Below are 16,193 nucleotides of genomic sequence, written 5' to 3'. Positions count from 1 at the left end.
TGGACAAAAATGACTTGGATACCCGTTGGAATCGCATTAACGCTACAGCATGCTTTATTGTCGCGACTAACCTAACTACTCAACACTAAACTGCTGCTGTACGAGCTTAGCATATAATTCATGGTTCTCCAGCAGCTCCGCATGGGTGCCCTGACCCGAAATTCCACCTTTCTCAAGCACAATGATTTGGTCGGCTCCACGAATCGTTGAAAGTCGATGGGCAATGACTAATGTCGTTCTTGCCGTCATAAGGCCCTGAAGCGCTTCTTGTACTTGCATTTCCGAATCGCTGTCGAGGTGAGCCGTCGCTTCATCCAGCAGCAGTATATCAGGATTTCGCAAAATAGCCCGGGCAATCGCCAGCCGTTGACGCTGGCCTCCCGAAAGCTTAACGCCTCTTTCTCCAACCTCCGTCTCATAACCTTCAGGAAGCGAATCGATAAAAGTTGTTAAATTCGCTTGACCGACAGCTTCCCTGATTTTCGCCTCGCTCACATCCTCCAGCCCATAAGTCAGATTGTGACGAATCGAGCCTTGCATCATCGGGCTATCTTGTGAAACATAAGCAATCCGCTTACGCCAATCTTCCAGCGCCATGGAAGCGATCGGTTCCCCGCCATACGTTATGACGCCCTCGGTTGGATTATAGAACCTCTCCAGCAGCGAGAACAGCGTTGTCTTGCCTGTGCCGCTCGGGCCTACAAACGCCGTTACTTGTCCCTGCTTCACTTGAAACGAGAGCGAATGAAGCAGCGGCCGATCCTCCGAATATCCGAAGCTTACCTGTTCAAATTTAATATAGGAATGAAGATCTTTCTCGTGAAGGACTGCTGCCGCAATCTCATGGCTGGACTGTTCCTCCTTCTCATTTAGCAGCTCCAAAATACGTTCTGAAGCACCCATCGCCTTCTGGAATTGCGTGAAGAACGAAGCCATCTGCGTAAACGGCATAACAATTTGGAACATATACAAAATGACAGCAACCAGCTCTCCGCCCGTTAAAGTGCCCTGTGCGACCCTTACACCGCCATAACCGATTAATATAACAAGAATGAGCAGCATCACCGTCATCATTAAAGGGGTTACGATTGACATGATTCGAGCTTCCTGCAAGCCAAATGTAAACAAATGCGAGATTCGCTTGTCGCCTTGACGATTTTCTACCGGCTCAGCAAGCGATGCCTTCACAAGCCGAATGTCGGAGAGCACACGGCCAAGATCGCCTTGAAATAATGCAGTTTCATCCTGCATGGATTTGGATACTGTGAACATTTTGGTGCCTAGCGGCCATAGAACAAGAAGTGCTACTGGAACGGCAATCAGCATAAGCAGCGTGAGCTTCCAATCAATCAGCAGCAGGAGAATTACGCCGCCTATAATAGATACAATTCCTCCAAAAAACGATATTACATGCCCGATGATAAAATCTTTGATCACATTTGTATCATTCGTAACACGGCTCATCGTCTCGCCGGAATTGTTGCGATCAAAAAACGGTACTGGCAGCTTTATCACTCGGTTCCATACTTCACGTCGCAAGCCTGCAATAACATACTGACCTACATAGGACATCGTATAGACCGAGAAACCAGACATAATGGTCTGAACGAGAAACACTGCTCCAAGCACAACAAACGTCATCGTTTGGATGGTCGATTGCGATAACTCCTCGACTAAATTTTTCGTCAATAAAGGGATGAGCAGCGAGAGCAGCGTCTCTCCTAGTCCCAATACAACGGCAGCGATAATTAATAACTTAGCGGGTCTATGCTTCGCGATCAGCTTGAAAAATTGTGAAACGCCAATGGTTGCCTTCGGCATATCTGCTTGAGCACTATTTTTCATCGGTTATCCCTGCTTTCAACTTTTTCAATGCCTCTAGATGATCGAAAGTAACGGCTAAGAAGGCTTCTTCATCCTTCGTAAACAAATTTGGGAATAAAAAAGGATCAAAGGAATGAGCTGGATCGTTCAGCACCTCTAATTGCGCAAGCTCCTCTTCACTAAACCTCTCTAAGACAGGTGACAGCAGTTCCTCTAAGAGCGCAACAAGACTCAGACCGCAAGCAAGCACCTCTTCGTCCAGAGGCTGTTTTCCTTGCTTATAAAGTTCCTTTAGCTCCATGGCGAACACCGTTATTTTACTTTCAAATGCCGATCTGATTTCCGAGTCTATCCCTTCCATAAATATCGCATCTACTAAAGAAGGCGGCATTTGCGTTGACAGCCATTCCTTCTGCTGCTGTTCATGCTGAATATGTTGAATAAACACGAGCAAGGAATCGCTGTCGACCTTGCCCGCTCCCTCCAAAATTTTCTGCATCCGTCCAATGGTGTCTATTACACGCTCCAAATGCGCCTGCTTTTTCTTAAGCATCTCATATTGGGAAGCTAATGAGTGCTGCAAGTCCTCCTCCGGCCGCTGCAAATAAGCAGAAATGTCCTCTAAAGAGAAATCCAAATATTTTAACGTTAAAATCTTTTGCAGTTGAATTAAATCCTGATCCGTATAAAAGCGATGCCCATGCGCGTTTCGGCTGGACGGCTTAAGCAGTCCCTGTCGATCGTAATAACGGAGCGTTCGCTCAGTAACTTTTGTCAGCTTCGCGAATGCGCCAATCGCATAAGAAGAACTATTATTCATCTGTTCATCCCCCCTCTTGAACAGAGTATAACCCTTGACGTAACGTCAAGGGCAAGAGGCTTACAGGATGGAATTTATAATTTTATGGAAATATTGTCTACTTTATGTCTTCTTAAAAGGAGTTTATCCTCTCCTTTCCGCCCGTAAAAATACAAATTGATAATCGATAATATCATTTATTTTCTATCAATTAATCTATTATTTTGTCGCTATAATTGAATACAAGCCCTAAATTTTATAAATAAAAAACAATTTTCTTCAATTCAAGGGTTGTAAATTATGGGAATTTATATATAATCAATTTGTGACCAAATTGTTACAGCACTATGAACTCAGAGGAGAGAAAGAATGGATAACTATCAGCAACCCCCCGTAAATCCCGGTGTACCAGGATACGGGCATCAACAAAATCAGGAAATGTCGCCTGTCATTACAATTAAAGAGTGGATGCTCACTACACTCATTTTAATCATTCCGATCGTTAATGTTATTATGATGTTTGTATGGGCGTTTGGTGAAGGCAACCCAACGAAGAAAAACTATTTTAAAGCATCATTAATTTGGGCGGCAATCATTCTCGTTATTTACATCATCATTTTCGTTATTTTTATTGCAGCAGCAGCTTCAACTTCTATGAGCGGCTAGTACAATAGTACATAATAGAAGTGAAAATTCGAGCAGCAGTCTGCTCGTTTTGAACAAGGAATAAATAGCGGTACAGGGACGACCCCTGCATCGCTATTTTTTTTCACACCTAAGCTAAAACAAAACAGGGATTACCTCAAAAGTAATGAAATCCACTTTTGAGATAACCCCTTTAGTTTAGATCGTTTATTCCACGGCGAGGAAGCGGTATACCTTGCTTGCATAATCGCCATAAAATTGCGGAGTTGCAAGCCCAGCATAAAGCAGCTGATCGCCGCCATATACCGTTTCTTCACCAAGCAGCTTGTAATCGCGGTTCGGATCAAGGCCTTTGAGGCAGAAGCGATTAAGCTTCAGATTTGGCTCTTGCAGAACAGTAACGAACACTACAAATGCTTCTTTTTTATCCTTGGAGACGAACATCCATGCCGTTTCATTGCCTTCGAACGGGCTAAGCAGACGATAGAAATCTCCGAATTGCACAAGATGCCTTACATCCTTATAAAGAGCAACCTGTTCCTTAACGGTCGTCTTCTCTTCCTCCGTAAATTGAGTAAGATCAAGCTCATAACCAAAGTTTCCAGATAGCGCAACATTTCCTCTAGTTTCTAGGGATGTTATACGGTTCACTTGATGGTTAGGCACGGCTGATACGTGAGCGCCCATCGCGCTAACCGGATAAACGATGCTTGTTCCGTATTGAATTTTCAAGCGAGATACCGCATCCGAATTGTCGCTTGTCCATGTTTGCGGCATGTAATAAAGCATGCCCGCATCGAAGCGGCCGCCGCCGCCAGAGCAGCTCTCGAACAATACATCAGGGAAAGCAGACGTAATTTGCTCAAGCACGGAATAGAGACCCAGCATATAGCGATGAGCGGTCTCGCGTTGACGCTCTGCAGGCAGAAGTGCTGAACCGATCTCTGTCATATTGCGATTCATATCCCATTTTACGTACGTAATCGGCGCACTTGAAAGAATATCCGATATCGACTTAACGATATATTGTTGAACGTCCGCGCGTGACAAATCTAAAATGAGTTGATTTCTCGCTTGTGTCCGTCTGCGGCCGTCGATATGCAAGCACCAATCAGGATGAGCTTTGTACAGCTCGCTCTCAGGCGAAATCATTTCCGGCTCGAACCAAAGGCCGAATTGCATATCTAGACGCTTCACGCGGCTAACCAAATCCTCTAAGCCGTTTGGCAGCTTTTTCGGGTCAACAAACCAATCCCCTAGCGAAGTTGTGTCGTTGTCGCGTTTGCCGAACCAACCATCATCCAGTACGAACAGCTCGATGCCAAGCTCCTTGCCGGCACGCGCAATATCTTCGATTTTATCCGCATTAAAGTTAAAATACGTCGCTTCCCAGTTGTTGACGAGTATCGGACGTGTTTGATCACGGAACGTGCCGCGAATTAAGCGAGCACGGTACAAATCATGGAAGCTGCGTGACATGCCGCCGAGGCCATGCTCAGAGTGTACCATTACCGCCTCTGGCGTTTGGAACTCCTCGCCCGGCTCCAATCGCCAATTAAAGTCGAATGGGTTAATGCCAATGAATAGCCTTGCTGCATGGAATTGATCCACCTCGACGCCAGCCGTAAAATTACCGCTGTACACAAGGTTTACACCGTATACATCGCCGTGATCCTCGGTAGAACCCTCAGCGAGCAAAGCGACAAACGGATTTTGCATATGGCTGCTTGAACCTCTGCGGCTCTCGATCGATTGCAAACCCGGCTCAAGCTTGCGCTTATGAATATGGCGCTCACGAATCCAAGCACCAGAGAGCTGAAGCATCTCAAAGTTGTCATGCGCAAAGTCCAAGCTCATGCTGAACGCGCGCTGTAAATCCAAAGTAGCTGTACCGTTGTTGACAATTCTAGCGGAACGAGTAATCGCATCGTAGTTTTCAAATACGGTATAAGACAAAATGACGGACAAGCCTGTCAGATCATCTTTCAGCGTGATTTCAAGCGTTTGTGCTTCGGAGTCGTTCTCAATATACGTTGCGGGCAATCCAGCAAGCGCCGGTTTTCCATCCACAATGCGGTGCGAATCAAAGCGCAGATCCGTTACTGTTGTTCCATTTGGAAGCTTGACCTGGAATGCAGGCATGCGGAAATCAGAGTTGCCGTATGCAGGATACTCATGCGGAAGCGTATCCAGTGACAGTTCCAATTGGTCCAGCTCTGTGCTAGGCGTGAATGAAGCCCGCTCCTTAAGCTCAAATAAACGCTCCAGCTGCACGCCGCGAATTTTTTTGCCCCAATAGACATGTGCAGGATAACCTGATTTCGTAATATGGATAACATAGCTTGTATCCTTCGCTTGCAAGTGGAATACCGAGAGCTGTTGATCATATTGAATAGACAAAATAATAACCTCCTAAAAGTTTATATAAATGAATACTTACGATTTCACAGAACTGCCGCAGCTTTCCCGCACAATGAGCGTCGTATTGACGGTCATATGAACAGCTGCCTCGCGGCCTTCGATCCGCTCAAGCAGCAGTTGTACCGCCGTTCTGCCCATATGCTCAGTATGCGCGCGAACCGTCGTTAGCGGCGGATTCAAAAATGCAGAGATTTCAATGTCATCAAAACCTACAATCGCCATATGCTCAGGCACTCGAAGACCATGCTCATGCAGCGCGCGCAAAGCACCTACAGCCATCGGATCACTTCCAATAAAACAAGCGGTTGGCCTCGAGCTTTGCTGAAGCATCTGATTCATCGCCTCATATCCGCTGTTTGAAGACCAATATGCCTTAATGACGAAGTTTTCATCATAAAGACCGAGCTCACGCATCTCCTTCTCGAAAAAAACACGGCGAAGCTCATCCGTCTCTGTACTTTCAAATTGACGATTCAGACGGTGGATATAATCATTCCCGCCGATGTAGCCTATTTTTTGGTGTCCTAGTTCTCTAAGATGTTTGATTACTGCTCGGGTTGCTTGCTCAAAATGTAGCTTTACGGTGTCATACTCATACAGCTCGCCTGAATGGTTCACAAATACAAGCCGATTTCCGTTGCTATACAACTGATTAACATCCTCATCATGGATGGAGCCCACAACAATCACACCATCCAGCTCGTTGAACGACTGCATCTCCACTCGACTATTGCCGCGAAGCACCTTCACAATATTGATTCCAAGCTCCTCGCAGCGCGTTTCAATGCCTTTGCGAATGGAGGAGAAATAAGGATCATCATGCTCATCTTCCAGTGTCGACCACATAAGCAAACCGATTTGCTGACGCGAGAGCTGCTCTTCCTTCTTCATTCTTCGCAGCCTGGACGGCTTATATTGCAGCTGCTCGGCAATGCTGAATATTCGTGTACGCGTTTCCTCACTTACTGCCAAGGTGACATCATTGTTCAAAACCCTGGATACGGTAGCAGCTGAAACACCTGCCTCCTGCGCAATATCTTTTATCGTTGCCATGCCACACTCCGAATTTAGTTAATAAATTTACTGAATAACAACTATAGTTTAGCAGACGCTCGCAAAGTCCACAAGCACCCTATTGCATTTTTATTTAAATCACTTTTCATACCTAACGAAGAAGAAGCATTATCGGTGAATTTATGAATAACTACTGTTATAATTTAGTGGAATTATTTAATTCTCATCGTAGGAGGGGTAAATATATGGTTGTGATTGAAACGAATCGATTATATTTGAGATGCTACAAAGAGGATGATTTTGAAGGTTTACATGCTATTTTTTCTGACCCCGAAACGATGGCTAATTATCCAGCACCATTTACTATCCAAGAAACTCAAAATTGGATAAAAAGAAATGAAGCACGATACAAAAACGATGGATTTGGTTTATGGGGAGTCTGCTTAAAGGCAACGGATGAACTAATCGGTGATTGTGGCCTTGTTAAACAAACGATCGATGGAACAATTGAGGTAGAAATCGGCTACCATATAAATAAAAAATATTGGTCCAAAGGATTCGCCTCTGAAGCAGCCATGGCTTGCAAGCAATTTGGTTTTCATCACTTAGGCTTGCAAAAATTGATCAGTATTATAGACCCCAATAATTTAGCGTCCATTCGTGTTGCCGAGAAAATTGGATTTTCCAAAGAAAGAGAAGCTTTTATTTTCAACAAAAATCATGCTATTTATGCAGGCTTCCCCACTTAATCTAAACTGATGTTTTTCACTTTAATGGCATCCAATCTTCCATAAAGACATAAACAAAAAGCAGTCGACTGCCTCCTCCAAAAAGGGGCAGCCCCGCTTAAAAATCTTTTCGCTTCATAATTAGTATACCTATGCCGAGCAGCGCAGCCGTGTAAATACCGCAATAAATTAAAAAGGAATTTGATGCCGCTCCGTTAATAGAGAAAATACTTAGCTCTGCGTTAATGTTATATAAGCCTCTAAGCTCAGAGATTGAAAATAATTCGTTAAGCATGCGCTGCTGCAACGTATCCGCCGGCATAGCCAGCTTAATTAAGCCTGTGATGGTCTCAAGTGTTTGCATCCCTTTCATTTGAATCCTACCTGTGCTCATAAACCGGCCAATCGTACTGCCAAGCCAGCCCATACCGAAGAGCATCGTCATCCAAATGCCATTTCCCAAAGGACTTAAATAACAGGAGCCAAGCATCGTTAAGGATACTAATAGCGGAATAACAGACATAAAAAACAAAAGTGATTTGAAGTACACCATCATGCTGAATAAGACGCCAGTTTCTGCCCAGCTGATAAGAATAATTGAGCTGAATAACAGGAATGCATATAACGCAACGTAACTGACAAAGCCGAGCCATCTGCCCAAAAACCACTTCCAGCGCGCAATGGGCCTTGCGAGTACGGATTGAAGAACGCCTTGCTCTGCTTCCCCTGTCACAGCCGCCACGGAGCTGAATATAGATAGGAAAGCAACGGCAAAAGCGCCAAAGAAGAAACCTAATGTCATAATCATTGCACTGCGGGCAAAATTTTCGAATAAGTTCATAGAAGTCGCAACATTCACCTCGCCACCGGCGATAGCATCAGCAATAAACCAGTAAGCAATCCAGAAGAGAACCGTCATGATGACCGTCATAAGCGTTACTCTTTTACGAACGAGCTCCTTCCAAGTTAGGCCCCAAACCGCGATCATCTGCGCTCCCCCCTATGCTCAAGGCCTGTTACGGCCTGCATAAACCATTCATCGAGCCGTGATTGCAATTTCCCAACCTCATACAGCGTCAAACCCAGCTCAATAAGAATATAATTGACCAACCCTATTTGCTCGTCATTTTCCAGTTCAATCTCCAGCCAAACAGATGTTTCATCATGCTCAGCGTTCGACACAACCACATTCGCTCCTAGCAATTGCTGGATACGTTCAGCTGCTAAAGGGGTATAACCGCTGACTCGCAATCGCCAGCTCGACTGCGAGCTCAGCACATCGGATACCTTTCCCTCCGCCAGCACTTTACCGTTATTCAGTAGAGCGACTTTATCGCATAACTGTTCCACATCCTCAAGCAAATGCGAATTAAGAAAGATCGTTTTCCCTTGGCTTCTCAGCCTAGCAAGCAAATCTCGCACCTCATGTCTGCCAACAGGATCAAGCGCTGAAGCCGGCTCATCAAGAAAAACGATATCCGGATTTGTGAGTAAAGCGCATGCGAGTCCAAGCCGCTGCTGCATCCCCTTCGAATACCCTTTGAGCCTGTCGCTTCCCCGGCTGCCAATGCCCACATCGTCGAGAAGCTGATGAATGCGTCGTTTGGCCATAGAGCGGTCGAGCTCACACAACTTTGCATGAAAAGCCAAAACCTCTTCGCCCGTCAACCAATCCGGATAACGAAACAACTCAGGCAAATAGCCAAATCTCCGTCTAGCCTCGATTGATCCTGAAGGCTGTCCGAAGATTTGAGCTTTACCTGAGGTTGGTTTAATAAGGCCTGTGAGCATTTTCACTATCGTGCTTTTTCCCGCTCCATTAGGACCGAGGAAGCCAAAGGCTTCCCCTTCTCTAATCGTCAGTGTAACATCGTGGCAGCCTCGTCCTTCACCGTAATCCTTGCATAATCCGATGGTTTCAATAGCAACAGCACTCATGGATGAATCAGCTCCGCAATAAGCGACTGTACTTTTTGTTTGTCCTCAAAATCGTTAAAGTGTGCGCTTGCTACAACGCCATCTTTAAGCCACATCGCATTTGCGTAACTATGGTCAGCGGATTGATTCAAATATACATCAACCCCTTCAATAACGATTTTCTCCGGCTTTTCATTTGTAATGAGCGGAAATGGAATTTCTCCGTTTTCCATGTTTGATGCTTGCACAAGCGATTTGCGCAAATGATCAGGAAGCGCTGGGAAGCGAATGATAGCCTCATAGGCATCCTTTGCATCCACTGAAGGATCCATTTTGATGCTAGGCTGCTTGATATATTCAACCCATAGGCTTTGCTTAGAAGTACTTCCTTCCTTAGGTTCATACGTGATCGTTACGCCTTGGCCTGCGTTGAATTCAATTGCTTTGCCGTCTACTGATTTCGGCAGCAGCTTATCCGCGCCCAGCTTACGCATTGCACTATTGATTTCATCCACATTTAGGCGGAAGGCTATCGTCTGAGCTGACATCGATGATATGGCACCTAACTGAATCTCTGGAACCGTCAATGTTGGAACAGCAAAGCCCAGCTCCTTAGTAGCTTGTTCTACGGTCATCTTTGACCAGCTTCCGACAGTCGTCTGCTCGAAGGTACCGAAACGGTTAACGGTTTCACGCGTTTCGCCATCCTTCATGAAGCTGTTCATGAGCGACTCCAAATCATTTTGCTGCACAATCATTACGTTATCCATTCGGAACGTATTAAGCCATGCCGCCAATGCTTCATTTGTTGAGGGGGTCGCAATAACCACCGTAATGACAGCTGCTGCGCATGCCGCTATTGTTTTGCCAACATTCCTTTTGAACCAGCGGCCTACAGCTCCACTTTTATTCGGTTTATTAGCAGCTGGACTGGATGAAGCACGAGCTCGTCCTAGCGGAACCGCATTTGCTTGCATTTGTTCTGGATACGTTTGAGCGGTAGCAGCTTTTGTATGCGCAGCGCTAGCTGCAGCTGTTGTCTCCTTATTGAACTCAGCAGCGTGCTTGCCTTGTTCTTCCCATTGCTCCCAAAGCGGCGATTGCTCTGAGGCTTGAAGCTGTTTCTCTAGACGCGCCCATGCAGCCGACATTTGCTCTGCTTCTTTTTTGTTTATTTCATCATTTTTTGTCATCTTGAACTCCTCCTAAAAGGTTTTGACCTTTCATGCTAGGTGCAGCAGGCGCTGGCCATCGCACATCATTCATGAGACAATGCTCCTTCTGCCTTATGCGCATGGCGCTTCAGCCTAGCCCCGGCTCTGCGCAGCATCGTCCCGACCTGCGGCTGCCGCAACTGGAGCTGCTCTGCGATTTCCGCATAGCTGTATCCTTCATATCGGAGCAGAAGCATTTTTTTGTCCCGTTCGGGCAGCGTATCTAACCAGCCTCTAACCCGTTCCTGCTCGTCCTTATCAATCAACTGCTGTTCATTCGACTGAACCGCTTGCGGCTGTGCGAGTATGCTTTGTTCCTGTTTTTGTGTTAGAGCACGCTCTCGTGCTTTTTTATCCATATAATCATAAGCCAGCCTCGTTAATACGCGATGAAGCCAGCCTCCTATTGCTTCAGGCTGATCCGGTGGATTCCGGTAAAGCCTTAGAAATGTTTCCTGGGCAAGATCCTCCGCAGCTGCTTCATCGCGAATAAGTGCGACAAGCTTTCGTCTAACCGAAGGATAATGTGTATTAAACTGTTGACGAAACAAATCCGGCGCCGAATGTTCCATTCCGTTTACCTCCTTACGTTTTTTGCTCAAGCTATAAAGAAGACGATGCCTTCGATCATTTTGTAACACCTATCGCTCAACAATATTTTACCAAACAATTGTCATATTTATCGATAAGCCCAAGACGTAACGGTTATACGAAAATAAAACTGGTCTATTAAAAAAACCGCCTCCACGTTTGACGGGAGACGGAATGTCCATCAGGCTTCCTTATTATGTTCCATATACAGCTGTACAAATCTCGGTGCCGCAACAGGAGGACTATAAATGTATCCTTGAGCAGCATCGCAGTGGTGGTCGTTAATAATCCGCAGCTCTTCCTCTGTCTCTACTCCCTCGGTCACAACCTTTAAATTTAAATTGTGAGCGATGACGACGACTGATTTAAAAATCATTTGTTTCTTATAATCGTTTACGATGCCGCTTATAAAGGATTTGTCGATCTTTAACGTGTGCAGCGGAATATTTTGCAAATAGCTGAGCGACGAATACCCCGTTCCAAAATCATCAAGCGACAGCTTGACGCCGAGCTGCTGAAGCTCATGCAGTATGTTAAGCGTGTGAGCCGCATTATCCATAAAAATCGACTCTGTAATTTCCAGCTCAATTTGATGAGGCCGTATCCCTGCATCCGATATGATTCTTTCAATCGTATGGACGATTTGTTTCTGCTGGAATTGGATCATCGACATATTTACACTGATTGAGATCTGCTGCAGCCCCATGCGCTCCCATTCTTTAATTTGCTGGCAGGCAGTAAACAGCACCCATTCACCGAGCGAAATAATAAAACCGGTTTTCTCCGCAATCGGGATAAAATCAAGCGGTGACACCATGCCAAGCTCCGGGTGATTCCATCTAATTAATGCTTCCGCCCCATAAATAGAGCCAGTAGCTAAATCAACCTTGGGCTGGTAATAAAGCATAAATTGGCCCAGCTCCAGCGCTTTGGACATGCTGCTTTCAAGAATAAGCTCCTTCTTCGTTACATCATTAATCGTAGGAGAATATAGTTTGCATGTATTTCGCTCTTTCTTCGCCACATACATCGCAATATCCGCTTCCTTCACCAGCTGGTCTGCAGTCGCAGGCGTCCATTCATGATGAATGCTCATTCCAATGCTTGCTGTAATATAAAACATCCGATCCTCAAGCCCAATCGGCTGGGAAATAGCTGATAAAATTTCTTCTGCTTTATGCATCGCTGCATGGAGAAAAGTAACTTGCTCTAGCAGCACGATATACTCGTCCCCCCCGAAGCGGAATACTCTCCCCGAGCTGCCGACGGTAATCATAATTCGATGCGCCATTTTCTGGAGCAATTGGTCACTCATCGTATGATCGAGCATATCGTTTATCATTTTGAACCGATCAAGGTCTATGAAAAGCAAAGCGATATGGCCTTGTTGCTTGTCTTGCTCCGCTAATTTCCCTTCCATATGGCGATGATAAGCATAGCGATTAGGAAGTCCCGTCATTAGATCATGTGTCGATTGGTATTCAATTAATTTCTCCGCTTCCTTGCGCTGGATAAGCATATGATTAAAATGATTAGCCATGTATTCAAACTCGTCATTCGTATGAATGGTTAACTGCTGTTCCTCGCCTCCAATTGCGACAGCCGAGGTGGCTTGTACAACTTTATAAATATTAACTAGAATGATTTTCCTTACAAGCGACACCATGGCAATCGCCATCAAAAATAAAGCAATACTAGTGATGAGTATCGATTCCCAAAGGCTTTTATAGTAATTGGATAACATGTTCTTTTTGGGGATGATTGTTTCAATATGCCATAATACATTGTGAACAAGAATCGGATGAAGCAGACGCAGCACGGTCTCTTTGTCCTGAGAGTCTCGTGTATAGGCAATTCTTGAATCCGTCCCTTTCATCGCTTCAAGCTCAGCCTTATTAGACCATAACCGATACGGTGTGTTCACAAGCTCAGGGTACTTGCCGTTAGCCAAATATTGATTATCCGTCGTAATAATCGTGGAGTATCCCCCTAGCGGCCGAAAAGCTTCGATCTGTTTCTGCATCGATTCAAGTGAAATATCTGCTCCTACTATACCTAAAAACTCATTTTGCTCATTTAATAGAGGCAGCACAAGCGATATCATCATTACTGATTTACCATCAACATCATAGGAATATGGCTCTATAAGTGAAAAAGATTTCGTAAGTTTAGGCGTTTGATAGAAGCTCCCTTTCTCCTTATCCTCGTAATCTGCAATGGCCAGCAGTTGGATGGACTGATCCTCGCGAACGACATAAGGAATGAAGCGCCCTGTAGCATCGTCATAGCTGTTTTTATTTTTGTAAAATGCATCTTTTCCGTCATAGGCATTAGGCTCCCACAACGTATAAACGCCTAATAGATCAGGATGCTTGATAAGCATTTGCTTAAGTAGCTCGACTATGTATTCACGATTTTGCATCTGGTTTTTGCCCATTTGAGTCATGGTTACTTCAAGCGTTTCCAGCATCATCATCGTTTGATCCATCGTTTTAGTGAAAGGATTAATGTAGGCCATCGATTCCGTCTGCGCAAGAAGCTCGCTTTCACGCAGGTTGGAATGATAAAGCTTGATGAGGTGAGCGGTTACCAATAGACCAAATGAAAGAATAACGAGCAGGCCTATGGAAAATATTAATTTTTGAGCGATGCTTAGCCTAATCTTTCTCATCCGATCTATCAGCCCCTTGTTGTCGGAGAAAGCAAAAAACGACGTAATATGTCAAATTATGATACGGTTCTAGTATACTTGACATTTTGACCCAAACACAATGATAAAAATAGGATAATAACACTATATAATTCGACAAAAAACCACTTTATTTCTTTATTTTTCGAAACGACAAGGGTCGATAGCATCTATTCTTATTTGTATGATATCTAGTAAGAAAGTCCAGCACTTTTAATTTAAATCCATTATATCCACACGAAGAAAAGCCCCCTCTGTCTATGACAGAGGAGGCGGTGGAATAGCTCACTTACACTTGATTTTGTTTGTTCTTCTCTTTAACATCATTATCCTCGCTGCTGCGGTCATGATCCTCTAAACGATGGGGACGTTTGCCTTTTCCGCCATGCAGCTTATATAGCTCTTCCCGCAGCTGCTCCGACGTCTTGCCTTCTGTTTTAATGCCATGTTCCTTCGCAATCTCACGCAAATGCTCCAACCGCTTCGCTTGATGCTCTGCTTTAAAAGCTTCCCATTTATCTTTATTGGCAAGCTTCGCAGCCTCTACTTCCTTCTTCAGCTGCTCCACTGACTTGCCATCGGCTTGAATACCAAAATAGGTCGCTATTTCCTTCAGCTTCTCCAACCGGTAAGCCTCAAAATCTTTGCGAGTCATTTTCCCTTTGTAATGCTTATGCTCTTTGTCTATATCAGACTCTTTAGGGTGAAGAACCACTAGTGAAGCATCAGGCAAAGCCGTTACCGACTTCGCTGCCCATACGGGAGCGACTGAAAACAGTACAAGCAGCGCCACCATAGGAATAAACCATTTTCTAATCATTTGTTGCCACACCTTTCTATTACATTCGTGATGCAGAGACGATGGTCATGCCTCGTCAGCATTATTTTGCCCAAGCAATCACAGGAATAGACATGATAATGGCAATTTTCGACATATCCCTACAGCAAGTTGATTACCCCTGCGTCTCTATGTTCAGGTGCTGCTCAAGTAGCTCCAGCTCATTTTGCAGCCATTCTTTGGAAAAATGCTCTCCGATAAATACCGCAACATCGTTTACATGTCCTTGCGGCTCGATTCTCATAAAATCAGATTCCTTATACGCATATTGGAACAGAAACCGGCTAGGCGCATCCGTGAACGTCACAATCCCTTTTGCACGGTAAATGTTAGCTGGAAGCTTTTGCAGCAGGGATTCAAAGGCTTCACTGCTCACAGGGCCGCGCCAATAATGCGTCACAACCATAACATGGTCATGCGAATGATGATGGCTGCTGTGGTTGTGGCTGCTAAGGTCATCATCATGGGAGTGAACGGCATCGCCGTGGTCATGGGTACAGCCAGCTACTGAGCATGCTTGGCTGTCATGGCTATGACTATGTGCGGCTGATGCGCGCTCTTGTATGTCTAACGCTTCATCACTAGCATGCACAGGTTCATGGCGATCCGTATTTTCAGCTGTTTCAAGCCAGCTCCAATCGTCAATTGCGCAGCGCACGGTTGCTATAATCTGAGCATGGGCATTTAATTCCCGCAGCTGCTGCTGCGCTTCAACTAGCTGATCCGGCTCCAGCTTGTCCGCCTTATTCAACAGCAAAATCGTAGCACATTTTATTTGCTCCAGCATCAGCTTGAACGTGCGACCCTTCCCGTCGCGGCTCCGCGAGAGCAGCTCAGGGCCATCAACAATCGTGATAACACTGCGTAGATCGATTTCCTTATACATCGCTGCCTCGGTTATCCCATCCAACGTCTCCATCGGATTGGCAGCACCAGTCGATTCAATGAAGATGACATCAGGCTTATGCTCGTCAATGAGCATGCTGATCTCCATCCCCAAATCGCCCCGCATCGTGCAGCAGATACAGCCGCTTAGCATCTCAGCCATCGGCACTTCATCCCCTACAAGCTGACCATCAAGGTTAATATCGCCTAGCTCGTTCATAATAACCGCCGGCTTCATTCCCTGCGCGGTGTAATAATCCAACAATCTTCTCAGCAGCGTCGTCTTCCCGCTCCCAAGAAAGCCAGACAGCAAATGAACCGGTATGTGTTTCTCTCTATTAGTCATTGTAAGTTCTCCTGTATGTAACAAATTTTAAACACATTTGAATATTTCTATTATATCGTAATTGTTACGTTCATTCATCTTTTCATAAGCAGGGCTCCAATTTAGAAATAAAGAGGTATCCTAAAATCCTAAAATCAATAAGCACATATATGCGCTTACAGACCACAAACCTTGCCGTTTCGCACGCTTTAAGAACATATGGGTGCTTATTGCATCATTTCCCGCCTCGATCCTACGCCTCAGCAGCTCAATAAGCGCATATATGTGCTTACAGACTACAAA

13 protein-coding genes are annotated in these 16,193 nt (G+C 45.1%); 2 read left to right on the top strand and 11 right to left on the bottom strand.

Features of this window, described 5'->3' with window-relative positions; translation table 11 throughout:
* Positions 1–75 precede the first annotated feature (75 nt).
* The gene (locus BK120_RS22660) at positions 76–1,845 is read right to left on the bottom strand and encodes an ABC transporter ATP-binding protein (RefSeq protein WP_256710985.1); all 1,770 of its coding nucleotides are present in this window, start codon (positions 1,843–1,845) and stop codon (positions 76–78) included.
* Positions 1,835–2,644, bottom strand: coding sequence for a MerR family transcriptional regulator (locus tag BK120_RS22655; protein ID WP_076269770.1), 810 nt, complete (start codon positions 2,642–2,644; stop codon positions 1,835–1,837). The genes BK120_RS22660 and BK120_RS22655 overlap by 11 nt, the downstream gene beginning before the upstream one ends.
* A 348-nt stretch (positions 2,645–2,992) precedes the next feature.
* On the opposite strand from BK120_RS22655, the gene BK120_RS22650 reads away from it, so the two are divergent.
* Positions 2,993–3,289, top strand: coding sequence for a hypothetical protein (locus tag BK120_RS22650; RefSeq protein ID WP_076269769.1), 297 nt, complete (start codon positions 2,993–2,995; stop codon positions 3,287–3,289).
* Positions 3,290–3,475: 186 nt separating this feature from the next.
* On the opposite strand, the gene BK120_RS22645 is transcribed toward BK120_RS22650, so the two are convergent.
* Together BK120_RS22645 and BK120_RS22640 are read right to left on the bottom strand one after the other, a co-directional pair.
* Positions 3,476–5,668 carry an alpha-galactosidase gene (locus tag BK120_RS22645; protein WP_076269768.1) on the bottom strand — a complete coding sequence of 731 codons (2,193 nt, stop codon included), beginning with the start codon at positions 5,666–5,668 and terminating at the stop codon, positions 3,476–3,478.
* Positions 5,669–5,704: 36 nt separating this feature from the next.
* A complete protein-coding gene (locus BK120_RS22640) occupies positions 5,705–6,742 on the bottom strand; it encodes a LacI family DNA-binding transcriptional regulator (protein ID WP_076269767.1) in 1,038 nt (345 codons plus the stop codon).
* Between the two features lie 206 nt (positions 6,743–6,948).
* On the opposite strand from BK120_RS22640, the gene BK120_RS22635 reads away from it, so the two are divergent.
* The gene (locus BK120_RS22635) at positions 6,949–7,452 is read left to right on the top strand and encodes a GNAT family N-acetyltransferase (RefSeq protein ID WP_076269766.1); all 504 of its coding nucleotides are present in this window, start codon (positions 6,949–6,951) and stop codon (positions 7,450–7,452) included.
* Positions 7,453–7,549: 97 nt separating this feature from the next.
* Here BK120_RS22635 and BK120_RS22630 read toward each other — a convergent pair whose 3' ends face one another.
* The 7 genes from BK120_RS22630 to BK120_RS22600 form a co-directional block, all read right to left on the bottom strand.
* Entirely contained in the window at positions 7,550–8,419 is an 870-nt protein-coding gene (locus BK120_RS22630; RefSeq protein ID WP_076269765.1) for an ABC transporter permease subunit, read from the bottom strand.
* Positions 8,416–9,369, bottom strand: coding sequence for an ABC transporter ATP-binding protein (locus BK120_RS22625; protein ID WP_076269764.1), 954 nt, complete (start codon positions 9,367–9,369; stop codon positions 8,416–8,418). The genes BK120_RS22630 and BK120_RS22625 overlap by 4 nt, the downstream gene beginning before the upstream one ends.
* A complete protein-coding gene (locus tag BK120_RS22620; protein ID WP_076269763.1) occupies positions 9,366–10,541 on the bottom strand; it encodes a hypothetical protein in 1,176 nt (391 codons plus the stop codon). Before BK120_RS22620 ends, BK120_RS22625 begins: the two co-directional genes overlap by 4 nt.
* A 65-nt stretch (positions 10,542–10,606) precedes the next feature.
* Complete coding sequence (locus BK120_RS22615; RefSeq protein WP_076269762.1) at positions 10,607–11,134, bottom strand: sigma-70 family RNA polymerase sigma factor; 528 nt, start codon at positions 11,132–11,134, stop codon at positions 10,607–10,609.
* Positions 11,135–11,334: 200 nt separating this feature from the next.
* Positions 11,335–13,824, bottom strand: coding sequence for an EAL domain-containing protein (locus BK120_RS22610; RefSeq protein WP_076269761.1), 2,490 nt, complete (start codon positions 13,822–13,824; stop codon positions 11,335–11,337).
* A gap of 307 nt (positions 13,825–14,131) precedes the next feature.
* Positions 14,132–14,662, bottom strand: coding sequence for a hypothetical protein (locus tag BK120_RS22605; RefSeq protein WP_076269760.1), 531 nt, complete (start codon positions 14,660–14,662; stop codon positions 14,132–14,134).
* Between the two features lie 133 nt (positions 14,663–14,795).
* The gene (locus BK120_RS22600) at positions 14,796–15,911 is read right to left on the bottom strand and encodes a CobW family GTP-binding protein (RefSeq protein ID WP_076269759.1); all 1,116 of its coding nucleotides are present in this window, start codon (positions 15,909–15,911) and stop codon (positions 14,796–14,798) included.
* Positions 15,912–16,193 lie beyond the last annotated feature (282 nt).

The sequence above is a fragment of the Paenibacillus sp. FSL A5-0031 genome, assembly GCF_001956295.1.
Taxonomy (GTDB): Bacteria; Bacillota; Bacilli; order Paenibacillales; family Paenibacillaceae; genus Pristimantibacillus.
Note: the sequence above shows the minus strand (reverse complement) of the source record. Positions and strands in the feature narration are given on the sequence as shown.